Origin of the sequence: Arthrobacter sp. PAMC 25486, from assembly GCF_000785535.1 — a bacterium.
Taxonomy (GTDB): Bacteria; Actinomycetota; Actinomycetes; order Actinomycetales; family Micrococcaceae; genus Specibacter.
On record NZ_CP007595.1, the window covers coordinates 1,554,294 to 1,574,313 of the forward strand.

24 protein-coding genes are annotated in these 20,020 nt (G+C 63.6%); 5 read left to right on the forward strand and 19 right to left on the reverse strand.

Translation table 11 applies throughout. The annotated features are described in order from the left end of the window. Positions 1-60: 60 nt before the first annotated feature. Both art_RS07050 and art_RS07055 read left to right on the forward strand, forming a co-directional pair. Positions 61-312, forward strand: a complete 252-nt coding sequence (locus tag art_RS07050; protein ID WP_038463458.1) for a type II toxin-antitoxin system Phd/YefM family antitoxin — start codon at positions 61-63, stop codon at positions 310-312. Next, positions 309-566: a Txe/YoeB family addiction module toxin gene (locus tag art_RS07055; RefSeq protein ID WP_038463460.1), complete on the forward strand. Its 258-nt coding sequence runs from the start codon at positions 309-311 to the stop codon at positions 564-566. Before art_RS07050 ends, art_RS07055 begins: the two co-directional genes overlap by 4 nt. On the opposite strand, the gene art_RS07060 is transcribed toward art_RS07055, so the two are convergent. From art_RS07060 to art_RS07090, 8 genes are all read right to left on the reverse strand, one after another. Beyond that, complete coding sequence (locus art_RS07060) at positions 517-1,773, reverse strand: MFS transporter (protein WP_038463462.1); 1,257 nt, start codon at positions 1,771-1,773, stop codon at positions 517-519. The genes art_RS07055 and art_RS07060 overlap by 50 nt on opposite strands. Then, entirely contained in the window at positions 1,770-2,330 is a 561-nt protein-coding gene (locus art_RS07065) for a helix-turn-helix domain-containing protein (protein WP_052136098.1), read from the reverse strand. Before art_RS07065 ends, art_RS07060 begins: the two co-directional genes overlap by 4 nt. A gap of 190 nt (positions 2,331-2,520) precedes the next feature. Next, positions 2,521-2,700: a hypothetical protein gene (locus art_RS07070; RefSeq protein WP_038463464.1), complete on the reverse strand. Its 180-nt coding sequence runs from the start codon at positions 2,698-2,700 to the stop codon at positions 2,521-2,523. 410 nt (positions 2,701-3,110) lie between these two features. Then, positions 3,111-3,500: an SDR family oxidoreductase gene (locus art_RS07075; protein ID WP_367643769.1), complete on the reverse strand. Its 390-nt coding sequence runs from the start codon at positions 3,498-3,500 to the stop codon at positions 3,111-3,113. Next, positions 3,476-3,811 (reverse strand): helix-turn-helix domain-containing protein, encoded by a 336-nt coding sequence (locus tag art_RS23290; protein WP_082000162.1) that lies wholly within the window; start codon positions 3,809-3,811, stop codon positions 3,476-3,478. Before art_RS23290 ends, art_RS07075 begins: the two co-directional genes overlap by 25 nt. Positions 3,812-4,184: 373 nt before the next feature. After that, positions 4,185-4,613, reverse strand: coding sequence for an HIT family protein (locus art_RS07080; RefSeq protein ID WP_038463466.1), 429 nt, complete (start codon positions 4,611-4,613; stop codon positions 4,185-4,187). A gap of 53 nt (positions 4,614-4,666) precedes the next feature. Then, positions 4,667-5,716: an NAD(P)-dependent alcohol dehydrogenase gene (locus art_RS07085; RefSeq protein WP_038463468.1), complete on the reverse strand. Its 1,050-nt coding sequence runs from the start codon at positions 5,714-5,716 to the stop codon at positions 4,667-4,669. Further along, positions 5,713-6,573 (reverse strand): sulfurtransferase, encoded by an 861-nt coding sequence (locus art_RS07090; RefSeq protein WP_038463470.1) that lies wholly within the window; start codon positions 6,571-6,573, stop codon positions 5,713-5,715. Before art_RS07090 ends, art_RS07085 begins: the two co-directional genes overlap by 4 nt. Positions 6,574-6,638: 65 nt before the next feature. Between art_RS07090 and art_RS07095 the strand changes: the two genes are divergently transcribed. Beyond that, the gene (locus art_RS07095) at positions 6,639-7,748 is read left to right on the forward strand and encodes a PLP-dependent cysteine synthase family protein (protein ID WP_038463472.1); all 1,110 of its coding nucleotides are present in this window, start codon (positions 6,639-6,641) and stop codon (positions 7,746-7,748) included. A gap of 54 nt (positions 7,749-7,802) precedes the next feature. On the opposite strand, the gene art_RS07100 is transcribed toward art_RS07095, so the two are convergent. After that, positions 7,803-8,459, reverse strand: coding sequence for an MBL fold metallo-hydrolase (locus art_RS07100; RefSeq protein ID WP_038463473.1), 657 nt, complete (start codon positions 8,457-8,459; stop codon positions 7,803-7,805). Positions 8,460-8,581: 122 nt separating this feature from the next. On the opposite strand from art_RS07100, the gene art_RS07105 reads away from it, so the two are divergent. After that, a complete protein-coding gene (locus art_RS07105; protein ID WP_038463475.1) occupies positions 8,582-8,989 on the forward strand; it encodes a Fur family transcriptional regulator in 408 nt (135 codons plus the stop codon). On the opposite strand, the gene art_RS07110 is transcribed toward art_RS07105, so the two are convergent. From art_RS07110 to art_RS07155, 10 genes are all read right to left on the reverse strand, one after another. Continuing rightward, positions 8,978-10,474, reverse strand: a complete 1,497-nt coding sequence (locus art_RS07110) for a lipase maturation factor family protein (protein WP_052136099.1) — start codon at positions 10,472-10,474, stop codon at positions 8,978-8,980. The genes art_RS07105 and art_RS07110 overlap by 12 nt on opposite strands. Positions 10,475-10,665: 191 nt before the next feature. Then, a complete protein-coding gene (locus art_RS07115) occupies positions 10,666-11,541 on the reverse strand; it encodes a metal ABC transporter permease (protein ID WP_038463476.1) in 876 nt (291 codons plus the stop codon). Continuing rightward, positions 11,538-12,347 (reverse strand): metal ABC transporter ATP-binding protein, encoded by an 810-nt coding sequence (locus art_RS07120; protein ID WP_253901506.1) that lies wholly within the window; start codon positions 12,345-12,347, stop codon positions 11,538-11,540. The genes art_RS07115 and art_RS07120 overlap by 4 nt, the downstream gene beginning before the upstream one ends. Then, a complete protein-coding gene (locus art_RS07125) occupies positions 12,344-13,249 on the reverse strand; it encodes a zinc ABC transporter substrate-binding protein (protein ID WP_038463478.1) in 906 nt (301 codons plus the stop codon). Before art_RS07125 ends, art_RS07120 begins: the two co-directional genes overlap by 4 nt. A 128-nt stretch (positions 13,250-13,377) precedes the next feature. Next, positions 13,378-14,436, reverse strand: a complete 1,059-nt coding sequence (locus tag art_RS07130; RefSeq protein ID WP_038463480.1) for a hemolysin family protein — start codon at positions 14,434-14,436, stop codon at positions 13,378-13,380. Continuing rightward, positions 14,433-15,779, reverse strand: coding sequence for a hemolysin family protein (locus art_RS07135; protein WP_038463482.1), 1,347 nt, complete (start codon positions 15,777-15,779; stop codon positions 14,433-14,435). The genes art_RS07130 and art_RS07135 overlap by 4 nt, the downstream gene beginning before the upstream one ends. Before the next feature lie 317 nt (positions 15,780-16,096). Then, the gene (locus art_RS07140) at positions 16,097-16,753 is read right to left on the reverse strand and encodes a flavin reductase family protein (RefSeq protein ID WP_082000163.1); all 657 of its coding nucleotides are present in this window, start codon (positions 16,751-16,753) and stop codon (positions 16,097-16,099) included. A 270-nt stretch (positions 16,754-17,023) separates the two neighbouring features. Continuing rightward, positions 17,024-17,512 (reverse strand): redox-sensitive transcriptional activator SoxR, encoded by a 489-nt coding sequence (gene soxR, locus art_RS07145; protein WP_301537955.1) that lies wholly within the window; start codon positions 17,510-17,512, stop codon positions 17,024-17,026. Beyond that, positions 17,502-18,029 (reverse strand): gluconokinase, encoded by a 528-nt coding sequence (locus art_RS07150; protein ID WP_253901507.1) that lies wholly within the window; start codon positions 18,027-18,029, stop codon positions 17,502-17,504. Before art_RS07150 ends, soxR begins: the two co-directional genes overlap by 11 nt. Before the next feature lie 59 nt (positions 18,030-18,088). Next, complete coding sequence (locus tag art_RS07155) at positions 18,089-18,820, reverse strand: FadR/GntR family transcriptional regulator (RefSeq protein WP_157875189.1); 732 nt, start codon at positions 18,818-18,820, stop codon at positions 18,089-18,091. Between the two features lie 138 nt (positions 18,821-18,958). Between art_RS07155 and art_RS07160 the strand changes: the two genes are divergently transcribed. Next, positions 18,959-20,005: a zinc-binding dehydrogenase gene (locus tag art_RS07160; protein WP_052136101.1), complete on the forward strand. Its 1,047-nt coding sequence runs from the start codon at positions 18,959-18,961 to the stop codon at positions 20,003-20,005. Positions 20,006-20,020 lie beyond the last annotated feature (15 nt).

Here is a 20,020-nt window from a genome sequence, read left to right on the forward strand (position 1 = left end):
CCCCGACGCTGTTGGATTGGCAACTCCTCACGTACAATTAGTTGTACGTGAGGAGTTGCTATGAAAACCATGAGCTATTCAGAGTCGCGGGCAAACTACGCGGCCACACTTGATGCGGTAGTGAACGACAGCGAGGAAGTCGTGATCACCCGATCCGGGAAAGAGCCGGTGGTGATTGTCTCCCTGGTGGAGTACCAGTCATTGAAGGAAACTGCGTATCTGTTGCGCAGCCCTGCCAACGCACGCCGCCTGTTGGGCGCCATTGACCGCTTGGAGAACGGGTCCGGCGTCGAACATGACCTGCTCCCATGAAGTTGGTGTGGGATGAGCAGGCTTGGGCGGAATACGTTGATTGGCAACGTGACGACAAAAGAGTCCTCAAGCGCATCAATGAACTCCTGAAGGATATTGCCCGCAACGGGAACGACGGCATCGGCAAGCCCGAGCCGCTCAAGCACGGTTTCAGCGGCTATTGGTCACGCAGGATCACCGACGAGCACAGGCTCGTGTACAAAGCTACCGGGGATGAAATCCGCATCGCCCAGTGCCGGTACCACTACGAATAGGGTGCGGCGCGGTTTTGACCAGGAACAGCGGTGCCGCGCAGCCAAAAACTACACCGGCGACAACCAGTGCCATTCCGCTGGAGACCCCAGTGGCAATCAAACCCAGGACCAGGGCACCCAGTGATCCCGCAGGCTGGAAGACCATGGACGAAAGGGACAGCACCGTGGCCCGGTGGCTGGAACTGACCTGCCCGTGAAGCATGGTCTCGTAGATGGCCCCGAAGGCGGTATGCACGGCATAGGTGCAAAAGAACGCGAGGATGAGCCCGGCCGGACCGGCCGCCAATCCCATGACAACCACCATGGCGCCCTCACCGATCACCAGCGCGATGGACACTGCAGGCATGGACCACCGGCGCAGCAATAGTGGCACGGCCGCCGCGCCGATGGCCGAAATACCCCACGCGGCAGCAGATACTGGACCCATCACGACGCCGGCCATATCCGGGTTGCCCAACAGCTCCGACAACCGGATGGGCATGAACTGCTCTAGACCCACCACGCCAAAGCCCAGGAACACGCTGGCCGCGAGAAGGGCACGCAGCACCCGGTTGCCGACGGCCAGTTGGGCCCCTGCGACAATGGTTCGCGGGATCGCCCGGATGGATGACCGGAACGTCAGGGAATGTGCCGGACGGCTTTCCCTCATCAAGACCAGTGTTGTCCCGATCTGGACCAGGGTCAGCGCGGCTGCCACCAAAAACGGCGTCGCAAGCGCATCAATGGCTGCGAAGGGGTGCCAAGCAACCAGGCCACCTGCCGCCACCGCGCCGAGGGCCATCGAGGTGCCGACCACAGCCCCCGCACCGGAGATGCCCTTGGCCACCGATCCCCCCTCCCCCGACGCCAGGGTCTGATCGACGAACCACGCGTTGAGTGGACCGCTGTCCAGGGCCCGGAAAACGCCGGACAACGCCGAGGCCGCCAGGAACCAGGCAAAGGTCCCGGCGAAGGCAAACGTTGCATAGGACGCCAGGGCAACCAGAGCGGAGGTGACCATGAGCGGCCTGCGGCCCAGAGAATCCGCCAAGCCTCCCGTGGGCAGTTCGAGAAAAAGCACCACGAAGCCTTGGACGGCGACAACGGCGCCGAATTCGGCGATGCTCAGGCCGCGGTGGAGTGGCAACAACGCGTAGACGGGAATCAGCAGGCCCGTGGGAAACCAGCGCAGACCCGTCATGAGCCAGAATCTCCGTCTGAGAGTCATGACGGCTTTTTGGGAAGGGCCAGTACATGCCAGGCGACCGGCATGGCCTGGTCATCGTTGGATTCCCGGGAGCGGAAGTCTTCCAGAAGTCCCTGGATTCCGGCGAGAAGTTCGGCGGCGTCTTGTGGCGTCAGCCTGAGCAGGTAGTCATTGACTCCCAGTGTGGCCCGCCACTCCGGGCCGAAGTCGCCCCGGAGGTATTCGGACACGTTCTCCAGAAGGTAGTCAACGTTGTAGCCGATGGTGGCGTGCATCAAGGCGCGCCCGGCCTCGTCGTCGATGAACCGTGCCGACTGGATGTTGGTTTGGGCGTGCAGCGCCTTCCAGCGCCGTTCCCGCCGGGACTGCTGAACGTCGTCGTCGGCCACAAAGCCGTAGCGTTCCAGTTGGCGCAGGTGGTAGGAGGTGGAGCCGCTGGACTCCCCGAGCCGACGGCCCAGCTCCGAGGCCGTGGCGGGGCCGTGTTCGCGCAGGGCGCCCAGCAGCTTCATGCGTAAGGGGCTGGCGATTGCTTTGAGCGTGTCCAGGTCATCGACGACCTTTTCCGAGATCTCCATGCCATCCAGAATAGACCGCAAAGATTGTTTTGCAAAGAGTTCTTTGCGAATCAATCATGAGCGGTTTCCTGTCTAGGGTGGTCAAAAGAGTCGATGTGCGTGCGCTGTTTTGCCGTAAGCCGGCCACATATCCGGGCGATAAGCGCATGCAGGTTAAGCAGCGGAGAACCCTGGTTCGGCCCTTTCTCTTTCAGCCGTGGAAGTCCCCAATATGCTCAACGAATGCCGAACGTTTGGCTTTGTCGTAGGCACGGGACTCCCGGGAGAACGCCGGGTAGGTGGACCAGCAGATCAGGATCTGCACCACACTGACGGGCTGGTCGATGATAGTCGCCGCGGTTTTCAGGGCCTCCAGGCCGCCGGAGCACACAGTACTACAGCACCAGCTGAAGTAGCCCGCAATGGTCCCTTTGGATACTGGAGGACAGGGTCTCGGCAGTGCCCGGTGCAACCATGGCGAACACCGCGAAACTGCAACGATCGAGACTGCTGACCAGGAGACCCTGCGATGGACCGGAGGCTTGGATTCTGCCTCTGACCTTTCCCCGGCATGAGGCTGTTGCTTTCTGAACCATTCCAGAGCAAAACAACGCGACACTCCATGGAATACTGATCAACTCCAAGGAATGTCGCGCTATTTGCGGGCCCGCGGCTTCATCTGGCACACGCCCCGGATAGGCGCATTTTTACGTGAAATGCCCGGAATCACCAGACACACGCTACGGGTGCTCAGAATCAGACGCGCCGATTAACTGCACCCTCCATCCGAGGCCGCGGATCCTACGCAGCCGACCAGCCGCCGTCGGACGGCAAGATCACACCGTTGACGTTCACGCCGTCGTCACTCAGGAGGAAGGTGATGGAGGCGGCAAGCGCATCGGCTTCCACGGCGCCGGGCAGGATGGCCATGGCGAGGCGGACGCGGTCGGCGCCCAGCGCGGAATCGAACGGGGCCTGGATGTTCGTGATGGTGGCCCCGGGCGCCACGGCATTGACGCGGATGCCGCTGGGGACGTACTTGAACGTGCTGCTCTTGGTCAGGCCCACCACCGCGTGCTTGGACGCCGTGTAGGCTACGCCGGCGGCGGATCCGCGCAGGGCGACCTCGGAGGCGGTGTTAACAATGGACCCCTGCGCCTGCGCCATCATGGCGGGAATGACCGCGCGCATGAGCTTCTGTGTTTCGTCAAGAAAAAGTTCTTGTAGGCGGTATCGAGGTCCCGCAGAGCCTGCTGCAACGGGACACAGGAACCATCGGTCAACCATTCACGCTCGGGCGTCCTCTTGGAGGCTGTCGTCAGGGCTGCGCTGGCGACCCTGTTGGACAGGTACGTCCCAGTCGCCGCGTAATGCGCCTTGCGCAGGGTCAGTGCATCATTGAACGCCACCCGCACACAACCAAAAAGACGGGCAATTGCCGCCTGTTGGTCTGTATTCGGGTACCCCGGTAACGATAACGAAGCATGCCTCCAGTCAATCACCAGGGTCTGACATCATCCGACGAAAACAGACCGGTCGTCGGCGGCGCACCCCTGGAAACTGTGAAGAAATACATCGAAAACCAGAACAGGCCTGCACGCTGGAAACGATTCGCCCCCGCCTTAAAGGACGGAGCACTCTCGCCAGTCAGTAGCTGGTTCGGGACCAACTTCAGGCAAGGCTCACAGCCATGCAGGTAATCGCGCAACAGTCCCCGAGGCCAAAGGTATGCAGGTGCCATGGCGTCTCCAAAAACACCCCCCATTGCTGCAGGAGCGTTGGGGAAAACACCCCCATAGCTGCAGGAGCGTTGGGGAAAACACCCCCGTAGCTGCAGGAGCGTTGGGGAAAACACCCCCATAGCTGCAGGAGCGTCTAGGTGGCGGGGACGAAGTCGCCGTGTCCGGCCGCACGCAGGGCCACCCGCAGTTTCTCGGCGTTGGCGTCCAACACTGCCGGGTCCGGGTTGTTGTCAACGGCAGCAAAACTGAAGTTGTCCAACCCGTAGGCCGGGAACACGTGCACGTGCAGGTGTTCCACCTCGAAGCCGGCGATGATCACCCCGGCCCGAGGAGCCCCGAACGCAGCGACCTGCGCCTGGCCAATGGTCTGTGAAACTGCCATCAGTTTCGTGACAAGTTCAGGGGAGGCGTCCGTCCATTTATCCACTTCCAGACGCGGCACCACCAGCACGTGCCCGTCGGTCAGCGGGCCGATAGTCAGGAAGGAGACACAGTCCTCGTCCTTCCAAATGAAGCGCCCGGGAATCTCGCCGGCAATGATCTTACTAAACAGGGTGCTCAAGAAATGCTCCTAAAATAAAGAGAACTAAAACTCAAAGAACAAGAACTCGAAAACTAGAGTGTGGAAACGTCCAGCACAAAACGGTATTTGACGTCACCGGCCACCATGCGGTCATACGCAACATCCAGCTCCGTGGCGGAAACTATTTCAATGTCGGAAACAATGCCGTGCTCGGCACAGAAATCCAGCATTTCCTGGGTCTCGGCAATGCCGCCGATGATGGAGCCACCATAGGCGAGGCGCTTGCGGATCAGCAGACCAGGATCCACCGGCGGCATCTTCTCCGACGGCAGGCCCAGCTGGATCAGCGCGCCGTCGCGGGCCAGCGTGCGCAGGTAGGGGTTGAGGTCGTGCACGGCAGCAACCGTGTCGATGATGGCGTTCAGGGTGTGCTTGGCCCCGGCCATCGCCTCGGCATCGGTGGAGATGACAACGGCGTCGGCCCCCAGGGAAACAGCATCGCTGGTCTTGGCCGGGGAGGTGGTGAACACCGTGACGGTGGCACCGAGCGCCTTGGCGATCTTCACGGCCATGTGGCCCAGCCCGCCGAGGCCGATCACGCCCACCTTGTCACCGTCCTGCACATCCAGGTAGCGCAGCGGCGAGTAGGTGGTCACGCCGGCACACAGCAACGGTGCAGCAGCCGCCGGGTCCATGCCCTCCGGGATATGGACCACGTAATTTTCATCGACCACGATGGCCTGCGAGTAGCCGCCCTGGGTGATGACATCGCCGTTGCGCCGGTCCACCACGTTGTAGGTGCCGACATTTCCGGCTTCGCAGTACTGTTCAAAGCCTTCCAGGCACGAGTCGCATTCGCGGCAGGAATCCACCATGCAGCCAACACCAACACGCTCGCCCACCGTGAATCCTTCCACGGACCCGCCCACGCGGGAGACCACGCCCACGATCTCGTGCCCGGGCACCAGCGGGTATTTGGCCGGTCCCCATTCGGAGCGGATGGTGTGCACGTCGGAGTGGCACAGTCCGCAGAACTCGATGGCTATTTCAACGTCGTGGGCGCCCGGTTCGCGGCGTTCGATGGTGCTGGGACGCAGTCCGGACGTGGCTGATTCAGCGGCATAAGCCTTTACTTGGGTCATGCTTCAACCCTATCGCCGTTGCCGCCGCCCGCACCAGCAGCCCCCGTCGCCACGGCCCGCTCCGGCTGGTTGGACCACGCAGACCACGACCACGGATACAACGCCGCCGTGAACCCGGCAATTTCCAGCGCCGCAATCTGGTGCGCCGCCGTCACGCCCGAACCGCAATACACGGCCACCGGCACGTCCTCGGAAACACCCAGCGCCGCAAACCGCTCCCGCAACTGCGCCGCCGGAAGGAAACTGCCCTCCCGCAAATTCTCACTGGTCGGCGCGCTCACGGCACCAGGAATGTGCCCGGCCCGCGGATCGATCGGCTCCGCCTCGCCCCGGTACCGCTCCCCCGCCCGCGCGTCGAGCAAAATCCCGTCCCATGCCGCGGCAGCGTCGGCGTCGATGGTCGTCTTCGCCCCAAAATGCACGACGGCGTCCCCCGGCTCCGCGGTCTCCCCACCTTCGGCGAGCGGAAGGTGGGCGGCACGCCATGCCGCTAATCCGCCGTCGAGCAGGTAAACATTGGGAACCCCCGCGTAACCCAGCAGCCACCAGGCGCGGGCGGCGGCGGCAGCTCCGGCGTCGTCATACACCACCACGGTGTCTCCGGTGTTGATGCCCCAGTGGCGCACGGTGGCGGCAAAATCGCTCTCGGCGGGCAGCGGGTGGCGGCCGTCGGATGGCTGTCCGTGGGAGGCCAGCTCGGTGTCCATGTCCACGAAAACGGCGCCCGGAATGTGGCCGGCCAGGTAGTGGTCGCGGCCGTGGGGATCGCCCAGCGCCCAGCGGACATCCAGCAACACGGTGCTCAGGCCGGCAGACAGGCGTGCATTCAGTTCGGCAACACTGATGAGGACACTCATAATGGCTCCTTCTTGCTATTCACGGGCAACGCCTTCAAATCTACTCCAGTGCATACACTGGGCTTATGAACCCCGCTGCTAATTTTCCTGCTGCCCTGAATGCCCCTGCCACCAACTGGGCGTGGACCCACCAGGCCATTGGCAAGGTCCAGGCCGAAAGCAACCGCTCGGCCGACACCCACCTGTACAAGATTGAACTCCCCGAACAGTGGGGCGTGGATTTGTATGTGAAGGATGAGTCCTGCCACCGGACCGGCAGCCTGAAGCACCGGCTGGCCCGTTCGCTGTTCCTCTTTGCCCTGGTCAACGGCTGGATCAATGAGGGCACCACCGTGGTTGAGGCCAGCTCCGGCAGCACGGCGGTCTCAGAGGCGTACTTTGCGCAACTGCTCGGACTAGATTTCGTCGCCGTCATGACACGGACCACAAGCCCGGAAAAGATCGCCCTAATCGAGCAGTTCGGCGGGCGCTGCCACCTGGTGGACAACGCGGACGAGGTGTACTCGGCGGCGTCGGAGATTGCGCGCGAAAACAACGGCCACTACATGGACCAGTTCACCTACGCCGAACGGGCCACCGATTGGCGCGGGAACAACAACATCGCCGAATCCATCTTCAGCCAGCTCTCCCACGAACGCCATCCCGAACCCGCCTGGGTGGTGGTGGGTGCAGGCACCGGCGGCACCTCGGCCACGATCGGGCGCTACATCCGCTACCACGGACACTCCACGCAGCTGGCCGTGGTGGATCCCGAGGGCTCCGCGTTTTACCCGGCCTGGAAGAACAATGACCCTGCAGTAGTGACGGGCAATTCCTCCCGCATTGAGGGGATCGGCCGCCCCCGCGTGGAGCCGAGCTTTGTCCCCGGCGTCATCGACTCCATGATCCAGATCCCCGACGCCGCCTCCGTCGCGGCCATGATGCACTTTGAGCAGTTGACGGGGCTGCACGCCGGCCCGTCCACCGGCACCAATCTGTGGGGTGTGTGGCAGCTGGTGGCGCAGCTGGTCGCCGCCGGCGAGAAGGGCAGCATTGTGACCCTGATGTGCGACGGCGGTGAGCGCTATGCGGGCAGCTACAACAACCCTGCGTGGCTGGCAGAAAAGGGCCTGGACCCGGCGCCGCACCTTGCAACAATTGAGGACTTCTTCGCCACAGGCGTCTGGCACGGCTGATCAGGACGGGGAGCAACCCCGCCAGCGGAGCCATGCCAACCTGGCCGGGGCAGCCTAGATGTCCACCGACTCGCCGGGATTCAGGTGCCGAAATTTCACGCCGTGCGCCTCGCCGATCCGGGCGATGTGGGATTCGGTGAAGCCCAAGCCCCGTTCATTGAGCAGCGCGTCATGGATTTGGAAGGCACGCGGGGCACGCACCGAGACTACAAAGTCCACCACCTCGGACACCTTGGACCAGGGCGCATGGACCGGCACCAGCAATGTCCCCACACTGACCCCGTCGGGAACTATCAAGGAGTCGCCGGGGTGATAGACGTCGTCGTCAATCAGGTAGCCAAGGTTGGCCACAATGGGCATGGTTGGGTGGATGAGCGCGTGCTGGCCGCCAAAGCACTGCACCGCAAATCCGGCGGCCGTGAACCGATCCCCCGGTGCCGCGTCCAGGACCTGCCCGGCCTGCTCCGGGGCGGCATCGCGCAGGGAGGCAGCCACGCCGGCGGGCGCGTGCACCGTGAGCGCCGGGTTGGCGGCCAGGGCGGACAGCACGGGCGGGGCATCGATGTGGTCGGCGTGTTCGTGCGTGATGAGAATGGCGTTGGCCCCGTCGAGGGCCGTGGCGGTCTCGGAGAAGATGCCGGGGTCGAGGACCAGCAGGCGCCCGTCCTGCTCGAGCCGGACGCAGGCGTGGGTGAACTTTGTCAGCAACATGCGCCCAGCCTATGCCCGGAAGGCGGGGCGGGCCAGAGTGTTGGCCCCCACGGCGCTTCCGGAGCTGGGTGCGATAGGCTGGTTGATTGAAAACTACGCAGGAATGAAAGTGGGTTGGCGCAATGTCAGATGCACCGGTGAAGGAGCAGCGCGTCACAAAGCAGCGCGTTGCCATCAGCGCCGCATTGGACACGCTCGACGACTTTGTCAGCACGCAGGAACTGCACCGCCTGCTGCACGAACAGGGCACCCGGGTCTCGCTCGCCACCACATACCGGATCCTCGCGTCCATGGCCGAGGAAGGCCTTGTGGACACGCTGCGCAACGGTGAAGGCGAGGCCGTGTACCGCCGCTGTTCCGCCACAAGCCACCACCACCACCTGCTGTGCCGCAACTGCGGGAAGACGGTGGAGATTGAGGCGCCGGAAGTCGAAAGCTGGGCCGCCATGATCGCCAAGGCCAACGGCTTCACCCAGGTCCAGCACACCGTGGAAATTTACGGCCTGTGCCCGGAGTGCTCAGCCGCCTAGCCTCCTCGGCGGCACCAGCATCCCCAGCGGCTCCCGCACCCACCATTCCCCCGTGGACCGCCATTCGCGCCAGCTCGTGAACCGGTAAATTTCCACCCGGGCCCGCACCATGAGCGGTGCCGCACCGCCAAAAGGGTCGCTGCGCAGCAGCTTCAGCGTTGCTGGATCGGCCCCGAGCAGCTTGTCCAGGAACGGCAGGAACCAGCCCATCCCCGGCTGTCCCAGCGCCAGAAACCACATCATCCAGTCGAGCCGCAGGTGGTAGGGCGCGAACTGCCGCGGCAGCCGCCCCACCTCGCCTGGCTTGCCGCGAAAGCCGTATTCCCGCCATTGCGACCCGTCCCAGCCCTCCACCACCACCTCGCGCCGCACCCGCGTGATGCTGCCAAACGCGCCGTACGCATTGCCCAGCCGCCACCGGTTGAAGCTGGCATTCATGAGCTGGTTAGGCGAGAACAGATTGCGCAGCGGCCGCCAGGCCAGCAACGCCATGAGCCCACCCATGAGAAGCACGACGCCGGAAAACCAGCCCGGCATTCCCGGCACCTGGGTGCCACCAGGGAAGAGGACGGCCGCGGCCGCGACTCCCGCCGCGGGCACGATTCCGGCGAGCACACTTACCCCCAGCGCACCGTCCCCCACAGCGCTGCAGGCCAGGACGAGCGTCAGGGCATTGAGCCAGGCAAAGTTTCCGGAGAGCACCAGCCACAGCTGCGTCACCACCACCACAGCAGCGGCCCACGCGGCCACAGGCTGCGGAGCGAACAGCAGAAACGGCACCACCAGCTGGGCGAAATGGTTGCCCAACACCTCCGCCTTGTGCAAGGGCTTGGGCAAATGGTGAAAGAACCAGCTCAGCGGGTTCGGCATGGGCTGGGTTTCATGGTGGTAATACAAGGCGGTGAGGTCCCGCCACACCCTGTCGCCGCGCATCTTGATCATGCCGGCGCCAAACTCCAGCCGGAACACGAGCCAGCGGAACAGCCAGATGGTGATGACCGGCGTCGTGCTTTGGTTGGAGCCAAGGAAGGCGGCCAGAAAGCCGGCCTCCAGCAACAGGATCTCCCAGCCGAAGCCGTAGAAGACCCGGCCAACGTTGACGATCGACAAATAGCCCAGCCACAGGGCCAGGAAGGCGATCATCGGCACCCAGGGCGGGCCAAGCTGCGGCAGACCAAGCACCACCGAGAGCGCCAGTGCCGCGCCGCCCCAGGCCACGGCGCGCAGGAGCCGGTCCGAGTAGCGCCAGTGGAAGAGTGAGGGCCCGGGCGGGAAGGTGCCGCGTTCGGGGCGGCGGGGCGTGGGCAGCAGGCCGCGTTCGCCCAGCAGGGCCGGGAATTGCAGGGCCGAGGAGATGAAGGCGAGTACGAAGATGGCTGCGATGCCGCGCTGCAGGATGAAGCGGGCGGCGTCGTAATTGGCGCTGCCGAGCCACAGTGTGTCCAGCAGGCCGGTGTTCGGCCAGCCGGCACCCAACCAGTCCATGGCTCAACGCTAGTCCCCCTTCGCCGCCCCCGATAACCCGCTGGCGCGGTTTCCCGGGTACCTGGCGAGCGGGGCCCGTGGCTTGAAGACATGCGCACGACACGCGGCCAGTGGTGCGCATGAACACTTCTACGCAGAAGTCACCGCAAGGGGTGCGCATGCGTGCGGAGCTTCGGCGGAGCTTCGGTGCGCTACGCCGCCAGCACCGGTCTCGCGGACCAGCCTCGCCGGCGCCGCAGCGACCCCGCCACGCGGCACAGCAGATAGATGAGGAACGACAATGTCGTCACGTACGGGCTGATGGGAATGCTGCCGCCGAGGGCCAACATGATGCCCCCAACAGTGGAGACCATGGCGAAGGCCACGCTGAGCAGCACCACCATGCGCGGCGCCGCGGTGACCTGCAGCGCCGCAGCCGCCGGGGTGATGAGCAGGGCCAGCACCAGGAGTGCCCCAACCACCTGGATGGACAGTGCCACGGCAATGCCCAGCAGGAACATGAACGCGAGTGAGAGCGTGCGCACCGGCACCCCGCGGGCCGTGGCAATGTCTGGGTCGGCGCTGGCAAAGGTCAGCGGCCGCCAGATCAGCGCCAGCCCGGCCACCACCACCAGGGCGGTGCCGGCAAGCACCGACAGTTGGGTGGAATCCACCGAGACGATCTGCCCCGTCAACAGCCCAAATTTGTTCGCTGAACGCCCCTCGTACAGTGAGAGGAACAGGATGCCAAGGCCCAGGCCGAACGGCATGATGACGCCAATGACCGAGTTTTTCTCCCGCGCCCGCACCCCCATGACGCCCAGCAGCAGTGCGGCCAGGATGGAGCCCACGAGCGAGCCGAAGATGACGTCGGCGCCGATTAGCAGCGCAAAGGCGGCGCCGGCGAAGGACAGTTCGGCGATGCCGTGGACGGCGAAGGCAAGGTCCCGCATCATGACAAAAGTGCCGATGAGCCCGCCCACAACACCCAGGATGGCTCCGGCCAGCAACGTGTCACGGAAGAGCGGCAGCAGTTCGCCGTAGTTCGAAAAGTTGAATACCGCGTCACTGAAATCTGTCCAGTTCATGCGGTCACCGTTCCAGCTTCATGTCCGTCATGCAGCACGTCAGGCGTGCCCACAACCACCAGCCGCCCGTCGATGTCCAGCACCTCAACCCGAGTCCCGTACAGGGAGGAGAGGACTTCCGTGCGCATAACCTCCTCCGGCGTGCCGAGCATGAAACGCCCGCCCGCCAGGTACAGCACCCTGTCCACGTGGTCCAGGATGGGGTTGATTTCATGCGTCACAAATACGACGGCGGTCCCGTTGCCTTTGGCCTGTTGGCCCACCAGGGCGCTGACTTCCTTTTGGTGGTTCAGGTCCAGTGAGAGCAGGGGTTCGTCGCACAGCAGGACCTTGGGACGGGCGGCAATGGCTTGGGCGATCCGCAGCCGTTGCTGCTCACCGCCGGAGAGCATGCCCACCGGAATCCTGCCGTAGCTGGTGGCGCCCACCTGTTCCAGGAGCTCGTCCACGCGCCGGCGGTAGGCGCCACCACGGATACGGAAGCCCCATTTGTCCCCGTCCACGCCCAGGCCCACGAGATCGCGGGCCCGCAGCGCGGTGTCAGGGGGGAAGTTTTTTTGCTGGGGGACGTAACCAATGGCGCGGCTGCCGCGTTTGGCGGGTGCGCCGTCGAGCATCACCTGCCCTGAACTCAGCGGTGCCTGGCCAAGCAGGATCTTCAGGAAGCTCGTCTTGCCGCTGCCGTTGGCGCCGAGCACGGCGAGGAATTCGCCCGGTTGGACCTCAAGGTTCAGATCCTCCCAGAGGGTGCGGGGACCGTACTTCAAGGTGGCCCGCTTAAGGCTGATGATGGCTGGGGTGCTCACTGGGAGGCACGTTGTTCAAGCGCGGCCACGTTGGCGTCCATCCAGGCAAGGTAGGAGGATCCGGGAGGCAGGGTTTCGGAGAAGTCGACCACGGGCACCCCCGCGGCCTGGGCAGCAGCCTTGACCTGTTCCGTCTGGGGGCTCTCGGTCTGTTCGTTGTAGGCGAGCAGGTCCACCTGCCCCGAGGCCAGCAGTGCTTTCAGCTCGGTGACGACGGCGGCCGGGGCGTCACTGCCATTTTCCACGGCGTGGGTGAACTTTTCCGGGGTCTGGTTTGCAAAGCCGGCCTGCTCCAACAGGTACTGCGGGGCGGGCTCGGTGATGGCCACGGTGCGGGGGGTCTTTTTCAGCTCGGCGAGGCGGCCGTCCAGATCCGCCAGCTTGGCCTTGAACGCCTCGGCCGCAGCAGTGAAGGAAGCCTTCTCGGCAGGCAGCGCTGCGCTGAATCGGACGGCGAGCTCGTCTGCCAGCTGGGACATGGTGGGCAGCGAATACCAGACGTGCTCGTTGAAATCCGCGCCGGTGTCCAGGCCGGAAAGTTCGCTGACATTGACAATTTCTTCGCCGGTCAGCAGGCCCTTGTTCAGCTGGCTGAAGAAGTCGTCATAGCCGCCGCCGTTTTCAATGCCGATCTGTGCCTTGGACACGGCCAGCTTGTCCTGCGCGTTGGCCTCATAGCCGTGCGGATCTGCGCCAGCCTTGGAGATGATGGAGTGGACGCTGACATGCGCTCCCCCAATCTCCTGGGCAATGTCGCCGTAGACGTTGGTGGAGGCAACCACATTCACCGTGCCGGCATCGCCAGAAGGTGCCGCCGTCCCGCCGCCACCGCAGGCCGCCAAGGTCAGGGAGGCGGCCAGGGTTGCACCCATAAAGAGCAATGAGCGGCGGGATTGTGACATGTGTTTCCTTCTTCAGATGCTAATGAGAACAGTTACCAATAAGAACTAGCATAACCCATATTGGGAATCGTTCGCATCAAGCCTGTCCGTCAGGCTGTGCGAGGCGTGTGCGGGCAGGCCTTTCTGCATCAGGCCTTTCTGCGTTCGTGCACATTTGTCTGGGTGGCGTCGCGAATCTCGCCCACCAGTTGTTCGATGACGTCCTCGAGGAAGATGACACCGATGGTTTGCTCATTGCTGTCAATGACGCGTGCCATATGGGTGCCCGTGCCCTGCATGGTTGCCAGCACGTCCTCTATTTCCTCGTCGGCGTGCAGGTTGACCATGGAGCGCACGCGGCCCTCACCAATGGGCATCTGGTAGCGCTCCAGCGGGATCCGCAGTACGTCCTTCAGGTGCAGATAGCCCAGCAGCGTACCCTCGTCATCCGAGAAGACGAACCGGGAAAAGCCTGTTTTTCCCACCTTGTGCTCAAAGTCCACGGGTGTGGCAACAGGCGACAGCGTCACCAGGTCGGCCAACGGCACCATGATCCCTTGGGCGGTTTGGGAGGAGAACTCCAGGGCGCCTGTGATCAAACCCGTCTGGTCATCCACCAGGCCGCTGCGCGTTGACTCCTCCACAATGGACTGCACCTCTTCCAAGGTGAACGACGAATTAACTTCATCTGTTGGCTGGATGCCAAACAGTCGCACGATGTGGTTGGCGGTCCAGTTCAAGGCGACGATCAGCGGACGCACCACTTTGGAGACCAGGACCAGCGGCGGAGCCAGCAACAGCGCCGCCTTGTCCGCTGCCGAAACACTCATGTTCTTGGGCACCATCTCACCAAAAGTCACGTGCAGGAACGTGACCAGGGCGAGAGTGACGACAAAGGCGATGGGGGCTGCCACGTTGTCCTGCACGCCGATCGCATGCAGCGGGCCCACCAGCAAATGGTGGATTGCAGGCTCTGAGACGTTCAGGATCAACAGGGAACATACCGTGATGCCCAGCTGCGAACAGGCCAGCATCAGGGAGACATTCTCCATGGCGCCCAGGGTGATCTTGGCGCGCTTGGAACCGGCGTCGGCCAGCGGTTCAATCTGGCTGCGGCGGGCCGTCATGACGGCAAACTCGGCGGCGACAAAGAAGGCGTTGCCCAACAGAAGTACCACCAGCCAGGCTATTCCTGCCCAGGGGCTCATCGAGAACCACCGCCTGCGCCGTGCGCGTCTGCTCCATCAGCATCGGCCGAAGGTGCCGCGATGAAGCGGATCCGGTCTATCCGGCGTCGTTCGACCCTGTCAACAACGAGGGTGCCGCCTTCGACGTCGACGGTGTCCCCCATGACGGCGATGCGGCCCAGCTCGGCCATCATGAAGCCGCCAACGGTTTCATAGCCAGCCTCATCCGGGACGTTCAGCGGGCCGATGCGTTCGGAAACTTCGTCGGGGCGCATGAGGCCGGGGAAGAACCAGGTGCCGTCGGCGGCCAGCAGGATGCCGGGCTTGGCGCGGTCGTGTTCATCCGAGACTTCGCCGACAATTTCCTCCACAAGGTCCTCAAGTGTTGCAACGCCGGCGGTGCCGCCGTATTCGTCCTGGACCACGGCCATTTGCAGGTTTCCCTCACGCAGTTCAAGGATCAGCGCATCAAGGTGGACCGTCTCAGGCACGCGGAGAACGTCGGTCATGATGGCGCCCACCTCGATGTCGGGGCGCTTGTGGAAGGGGATGGAGACTGCTTTCTTCAGGTGGACCACGCCGAGAATCTGGTCCGCGGATTCACCGATGACGGGAAAGCGCGAGTATCCGGTGCGCCGGGCCGCGTCGATGATTTCCACAACGGACCTGGTGCTTTCAATGGTCTCAACCCGCATGCGCGGGGTCATGACGTCGGCGGCGGTGCGCTTGGAGAAGCTCAGGGTGCGGGCCACGAAGGTGGCAGTTCCCTCATCCAGGGTGCCCATGGCGGCCGAGCGGCGCACTAGTGAGGCCAATTCCGACGGCGACCGGGCGCCGGAGATTTCTTCCTTGGCTTCCATGCCGAACAGGTGCAGGACCTTGTTGGAAAAGCCGTTGAGCACCACGATGGCGGGCTTGAACACTGCGGTGAAAACGAGTTGGGGACGGGCCAGGGCCTTGCCAATGTCAAAGGACTTGGCGATGGCCATGTTCTTGGGCACCAGTTCACCAATGAGCATGGACAGCAGTGTTGCGAGCAGCATGGCCAGGGCCAGGGCAATCCCGGCCACTGCGGGTTCGGGGATTCCGGCCGCACCGAGCGGGCCGGCCAGCAGCGCGCCCAGTGACGGTTCCATGAGGAATCCGGTCAACAGTGTGGTCAAGGTGATGCCCAGCTGACAGCTTGAGAGCTGCGTTGAGAGGCTTTTGAGGCAGCGCAGGAGGGGCACAGCCCCTTTGTCCCCCTCGTTGACTGCACGCTGAACGCTTGACTGGTCCAGGGCGACGAGGGCAAATTCAACAGCGACAAAGAACCCTGTTCCCAGGATGAGCAGCAAGCCTGCTGCCAGGAGCAACCACTCCATTTAAAACACCCCCCGTTCGCTGCTTCGCTGCGCTGTGGCTGCACTGCAGTGGGGGTAAACCGCCGGCGGAGGGTGGTCGGCGCCGGGGCCGGCCACTGCGGGGGTTGAAGAACTGTGGTCACTTGTGTGGGATTTGCCGGCTTGTGCAACGTGGCTGCAGTTTGGCACTTGCGTGCTCTGCAGGCTGTTGCGCCGGCCCCTAGATTTACTTTCCATAGGATTTTTAGTGTACCTCAGGGCGCCATGACTGGGACGGATAACGGGTGGCGTCAAGGTGAACAACTGCTGAGAACTAACCGGGAACGCGCACGGACAGGCTAACCGCGCAGAATGCTGTCCTCACCCAGTACATGGAAAGTCCGGCTGTGGTAGACCAAGGGCGCACCCGTGGATGCAGGGGCAATGATGTTCAGTACTTCGGCAGCAAGCAGCAGGGAGCCGCCTGCCGGAGTGCGGCTCAAGATCTTGCAATGCAGGGCGAATCCGCCATGCATCAGGAGCGGTTCGCCACTTTCCAGACGGGTCCATGGCATTGATTCAGTGAAGCGTTCGGAACGGGAATCGGCAAAGATCCGTGCCAGGTCAAGGTCGTCCGTGCTCAGGAGATGGACCACCACGGTATCGGCAACGGCGAGTGCTGCCGCCGATCCGCTTTGTGCGGCGAGTGAGAAAGCCAACAGCGGCGGCTCGGCCGAAACGGAGGCGACGGATGATGCCGTGATGCCCACCGGGCCCGTGGCGGAATTGGCTGTAATGATTGCGACTCCGGCAGGGTGCCCGCCAAAGGCGGCCTTGAAGTCGGCTGTCAGCCGGGGCGAGGGTGCCGACTGCACCTCTAGTGCGGACTTTGCTGCGAGTGCGGGCGGCACATCAGCCTGCTCGGGTGCCAGCGGTACTGCGGACTTTGCAGGCTCTGCGGTCGGCACATCATTGCCGATGGCACCTGCGAGGAATCGCGCTGCCTGAACTGTCATGAAAATCCTCTCACCAGGTCCTGCCCGACGGCTGGATCCTCAAGTGACTCTAGAACCTCAACCTTAGTTGAGGTCAAACCGGTCGGCCATGATGGCGGTCACAAACCGCAGCACCCCTCCCGCCCCGCCGAGATGTGCGATGACGCCCTCTCCCCGGGTGGGCGCGCCTTCGGGGAGGGCGTTAAGTCACATCTCGAGGGTAGGCGGCAGCATCGCACAGGGCGTCATCGCACATCTCGAGGGTAGGCGGCAGCATTTTTCGGAAAGGCCCTACGTCAGATCGATACCGTCGAAGGCGCGTGCACCGGGACCCTTGCCGGCCACCTGGTCGTTGGGATTAACGAAGCCGCATTCAGCCAGCGACAGGCAACCGCAGCCAATGCAGCCGCCCAAACTGCCACGCAGCTTCTCCAGGGCGGCAATGCGGGCATCCAATTCGGTCTGCCAATGCTCGGACAAGCTCTGCCAGTCGGCCTGGCTGGGAACGCCCTGCTCGGGCAGTTCGCCAAAGACGTCGGCCACTAGCGCCAGCGGAATGCCCGCTCGTTGGGCGGCCCGAATGACGGCCACGCGGCGCAGCACGGAGCGCGCGTAGCGGCGCTGGTTCCCCGACGTCCTACTGCTGAAGATCAGGCCCTGACGTTCATAGAAGTGCAGCGCAGAGATGCTCACTCCCCCGCGCTGCGCAACCTGCCCCACGCTCAACAGTTCCTGCGCTGGGTGGGCCGTTCCGGCGTCGGGCATAAAATTACCGGCCAAGCTGGCGAATGCCGGCCACTGCCTCGTCAAGGATCTCGTTCATGGTGCCGGCAATATTAATAACGACGGCGGTCTCGTCACCTTCCATGGGCTCAAGCGCCGCCAGCTGGGAGGCCAGCAAATTGGGCGGCATGAAGTGGCCGGAGCGGCCCTCGAGCCTGGCGCTGAGCACCTCAAGGGAACCGTCAAGGTGCAGGAAAATGGTGTCGGGCGCCTTGGCCCGGATGGCGTCGCGGTACCGGCGTTTCAGGGCCGAGCAGGCAACGACGATGCCGGCCGCCTGGGTGGTGGCAAGCTCATGGCCCACCAGGTCAAGCCACGGCCAACGGTCCTCATCAGTGAGCGGGGTGCCGTCGGCCATCTTGCGGATATTCTCCAGCGGGTGCAGGGAATCGGCGTCCAGGAACGGGAAGTCCAAGGCATCGGCCACCAGAGCCCCAATGGTGCTTTTTCCGGCGCCGGAGACTCCCATGACCACAACGCGGGTGGCGGGCGTGACGGGGTTTGTGTTGTTCAAGGGCAGGTCCATACTCTCTTGTATATCAAAGGTTGATGCAGATCACAGATCCGGGGGCTCTATGTGGACTGGACGGCGCCCGCAACATGGGATTCCTCGATCATCCTGACATACTGCTCGGACGATCTCATATGTTCTCTCATGGCCTCTTCTGCGCCCGCCGCATCACCGGCACGGATGGCAGCGAGAATCCTGCGGTGCTGGTGCTGCTCGTCCCCAACAAGGTCGTTGACTTCGCGGAAACGGCGAACCTCGACCATCGCGGTTGTCAGTTCAATGCGCAGGGCCTCGCTGAACCACTCAAGGGCGCCATTGCCCGTGGCCCGGGCAATGGCCAGGTGGAAGGCGATGTCCAGGACCGGGTAACCCACCGTGTCCAGCAGAGCAGCATCCATCCTGGCCATCAGTTCGTCGAGAATCAGGAAGTCTTCGCCACTGGCACGCTCGGCAGCAAGCCGCGCGGCCTGAATTTCCAGGGGAATGCGCACGTCCATCATGTCGGTGAGCGGTCGCTGGTTGTTATGCAGGACCCTGGACAGGAACAGCTTGATCAGGTGGCTGTCAAGTTCCTTCACGACCGCATTTCGGCCGTTGTGAACCTCAACGATGCCGACGGCTTCAAGTGCGCTGAGCGCCTCGCGCACCACGGGCCTGCTCGTGGCAAACTGTTCGCACAGGGCCGCCGTTGAGGGCAGCGCACTGCCCGGCTGCAGGTCGTTGTCCACAATGTGCGACATCATGGCATCAAAAATCTGCAGGCTCAGCTTGGTGCGAGTCAATGGCGTCTGCACGCGTCCCCCTTTTGGATCCACCCGAGGGCGGCGGCGCTGGTTAGTACATGAAAAGCTTTCACTAGCCAATCATAGTCGTCCAAATTGAAGCTATCAGATAGGTTGACAGGCTTATAGGTCTCGTATAAGTTGTGACTCATGCCACTTACCTCTTCATTCGAGACCCAGACCGCTGCGGTGCTCGCCGGGCCCGGGGACCTGCAGCTCACAAGCCGCATCTGTCCCACGCCGGCAGCCGGCGAGGTCCTGGTAAAAATCAGCACCGTGGGCATTTGCGGATCAGACACCGCCTACTTTCACGGCACCGCTGCCTACGCCATCAATGCACCGTTCGTCATGGGGCACGAGGCCAGCGGCACGATTGCCGCATTGGGCGACGGCGTCTCCGGCCTGGCGTTGGATACGGCAGTTGCACTGATCCCCAGCCTGTCCTGCGGGACGTGCGAGCAGTGCAGCGGCGGCTTCGACAACCTTTGCCCCCACACCCGATACCTCGGTTCCGCTGCCGTCAACCCGCACCGCGACGGTGCCCTGCAGGAGTACCTCCCCGTTCCGGCCAGCCATGTCCTGGCGCTGCCCAACGGTTTCACCCTGGCCGAAGGCGCCCTGCTGGAACCCATGGCCGTCGCCCTGCATGCAGCCCGCAAGACCAACGTTGCCGGCACGTCGGTGTTGGTGGTCGGCGGAGGCGCCATTGGCCAGCTCACGGCGCTGGCCGCCAAAACCCTGGGAGCCGCCACAGTGACCGTGAGCGACGTCAGCGAGCGCCGCGCCCGCACCGCCGTCGAACACGGCGCGGACACTGCGCTGACAACCACCGAGCTCAAGGACCAACTGTCCAAGGGCACCCGTTTCGACGTTGTCTTCGACGCCTCCGGGCACCCGGCCGGCGTAGAAACGGCGCTCATGGCGGCCCGGCCCGGCACAGGCCGTGTGGTGCTGGTCGGCAACCTTCCGGCGGGCGCGGGCCTACCGGTGAAGTACATTTCCCGGGCCGAATCCTGGGTGACCTCCACGCTGCGATTCGCCGGGGGTCTGGCACCGGCCCTTGACTTCCTCAACGAGCACAAACTGGACATCTCTTGGCTGGTGGAGCAAACAGTTCCCTTCCACAAAATTGTGGAGGTGTTTGAAGCACCCGCAGCGGACGACTCACCCCTGAAGGTCCACATCCAGCTTTCCTAGGCCAACCAATCTTTA

Excerpts from the sequence above, each read along its gene's own strand:
- art_RS07050 (WP_038463458.1), top strand. The coding sequence starts at position 61 with ATGAAAACCATGAGCTATTCAGAGTCGCGGGCAAACTACGCGGCCACA.
- art_RS07055 (WP_038463460.1), top strand. The coding sequence starts at position 309 with ATGAAGTTGGTGTGGGATGAGCAGGCTTGGGCGGAATACGTTGATTGG.
- art_RS07135 (WP_038463482.1), bottom strand. The coding sequence starts at position 15,779 with ATGGAGTGGTTGCTCCTGGCAGCAGGCTTGCTGCTCATCCTGGGAACA.
- art_RS07075 (WP_367643769.1), bottom strand. The coding sequence starts at position 3,500 with ATGCGCGCGGTCATTCCCGCCATGATGGCGCAGGCGCAGGGGTCCATT.
- art_RS07060 (WP_038463462.1), bottom strand. The coding sequence starts at position 1,773 with ATGACTCTCAGACGGAGATTCTGGCTCATGACGGGTCTGCGCTGGTTT.
- art_RS07105 (WP_038463475.1), top strand. The coding sequence starts at position 8,582 with ATGTCAGATGCACCGGTGAAGGAGCAGCGCGTCACAAAGCAGCGCGTT.
- art_RS07160 (WP_052136101.1), top strand. The coding sequence starts at position 18,959 with ATGCCACTTACCTCTTCATTCGAGACCCAGACCGCTGCGGTGCTCGCC.
- art_RS07130 (WP_038463480.1), bottom strand. The coding sequence starts at position 14,436 with ATGAGCCCCTGGGCAGGAATAGCCTGGCTGGTGGTACTTCTGTTGGGC.
- art_RS07095 (WP_038463472.1), top strand. The coding sequence starts at position 6,639 with ATGAACCCCGCTGCTAATTTTCCTGCTGCCCTGAATGCCCCTGCCACC.
- art_RS07110 (WP_052136099.1), bottom strand. The coding sequence starts at position 10,474 with ATGGACTGGTTGGGTGCCGGCTGGCCGAACACCGGCCTGCTGGACACA.
- art_RS07090 (WP_038463470.1), bottom strand. The coding sequence starts at position 6,573 with ATGAGTGTCCTCATCAGTGTTGCCGAACTGAATGCACGCCTGTCTGCC.
- art_RS07065 (WP_052136098.1), bottom strand. The coding sequence starts at position 2,330 with ATGGAGATCTCGGAAAAGGTCGTCGATGACCTGGACACGCTCAAAGCA.
- art_RS07140 (WP_082000163.1), bottom strand. The coding sequence starts at position 16,753 with ATGACAGTTCAGGCAGCGCGATTCCTCGCAGGTGCCATCGGCAATGAT.
- art_RS07115 (WP_038463476.1), bottom strand. The coding sequence starts at position 11,541 with ATGAACTGGACAGATTTCAGTGACGCGGTATTCAACTTTTCGAACTAC.
- art_RS07100 (WP_038463473.1), bottom strand. The coding sequence starts at position 8,459 with ATGTTGCTGACAAAGTTCACCCACGCCTGCGTCCGGCTCGAGCAGGAC.
- art_RS07085 (WP_038463468.1), bottom strand. The coding sequence starts at position 5,716 with ATGACCCAAGTAAAGGCTTATGCCGCTGAATCAGCCACGTCCGGACTG.
- art_RS07125 (WP_038463478.1), bottom strand. The coding sequence starts at position 13,249 with ATGTCACAATCCCGCCGCTCATTGCTCTTTATGGGTGCAACCCTGGCC.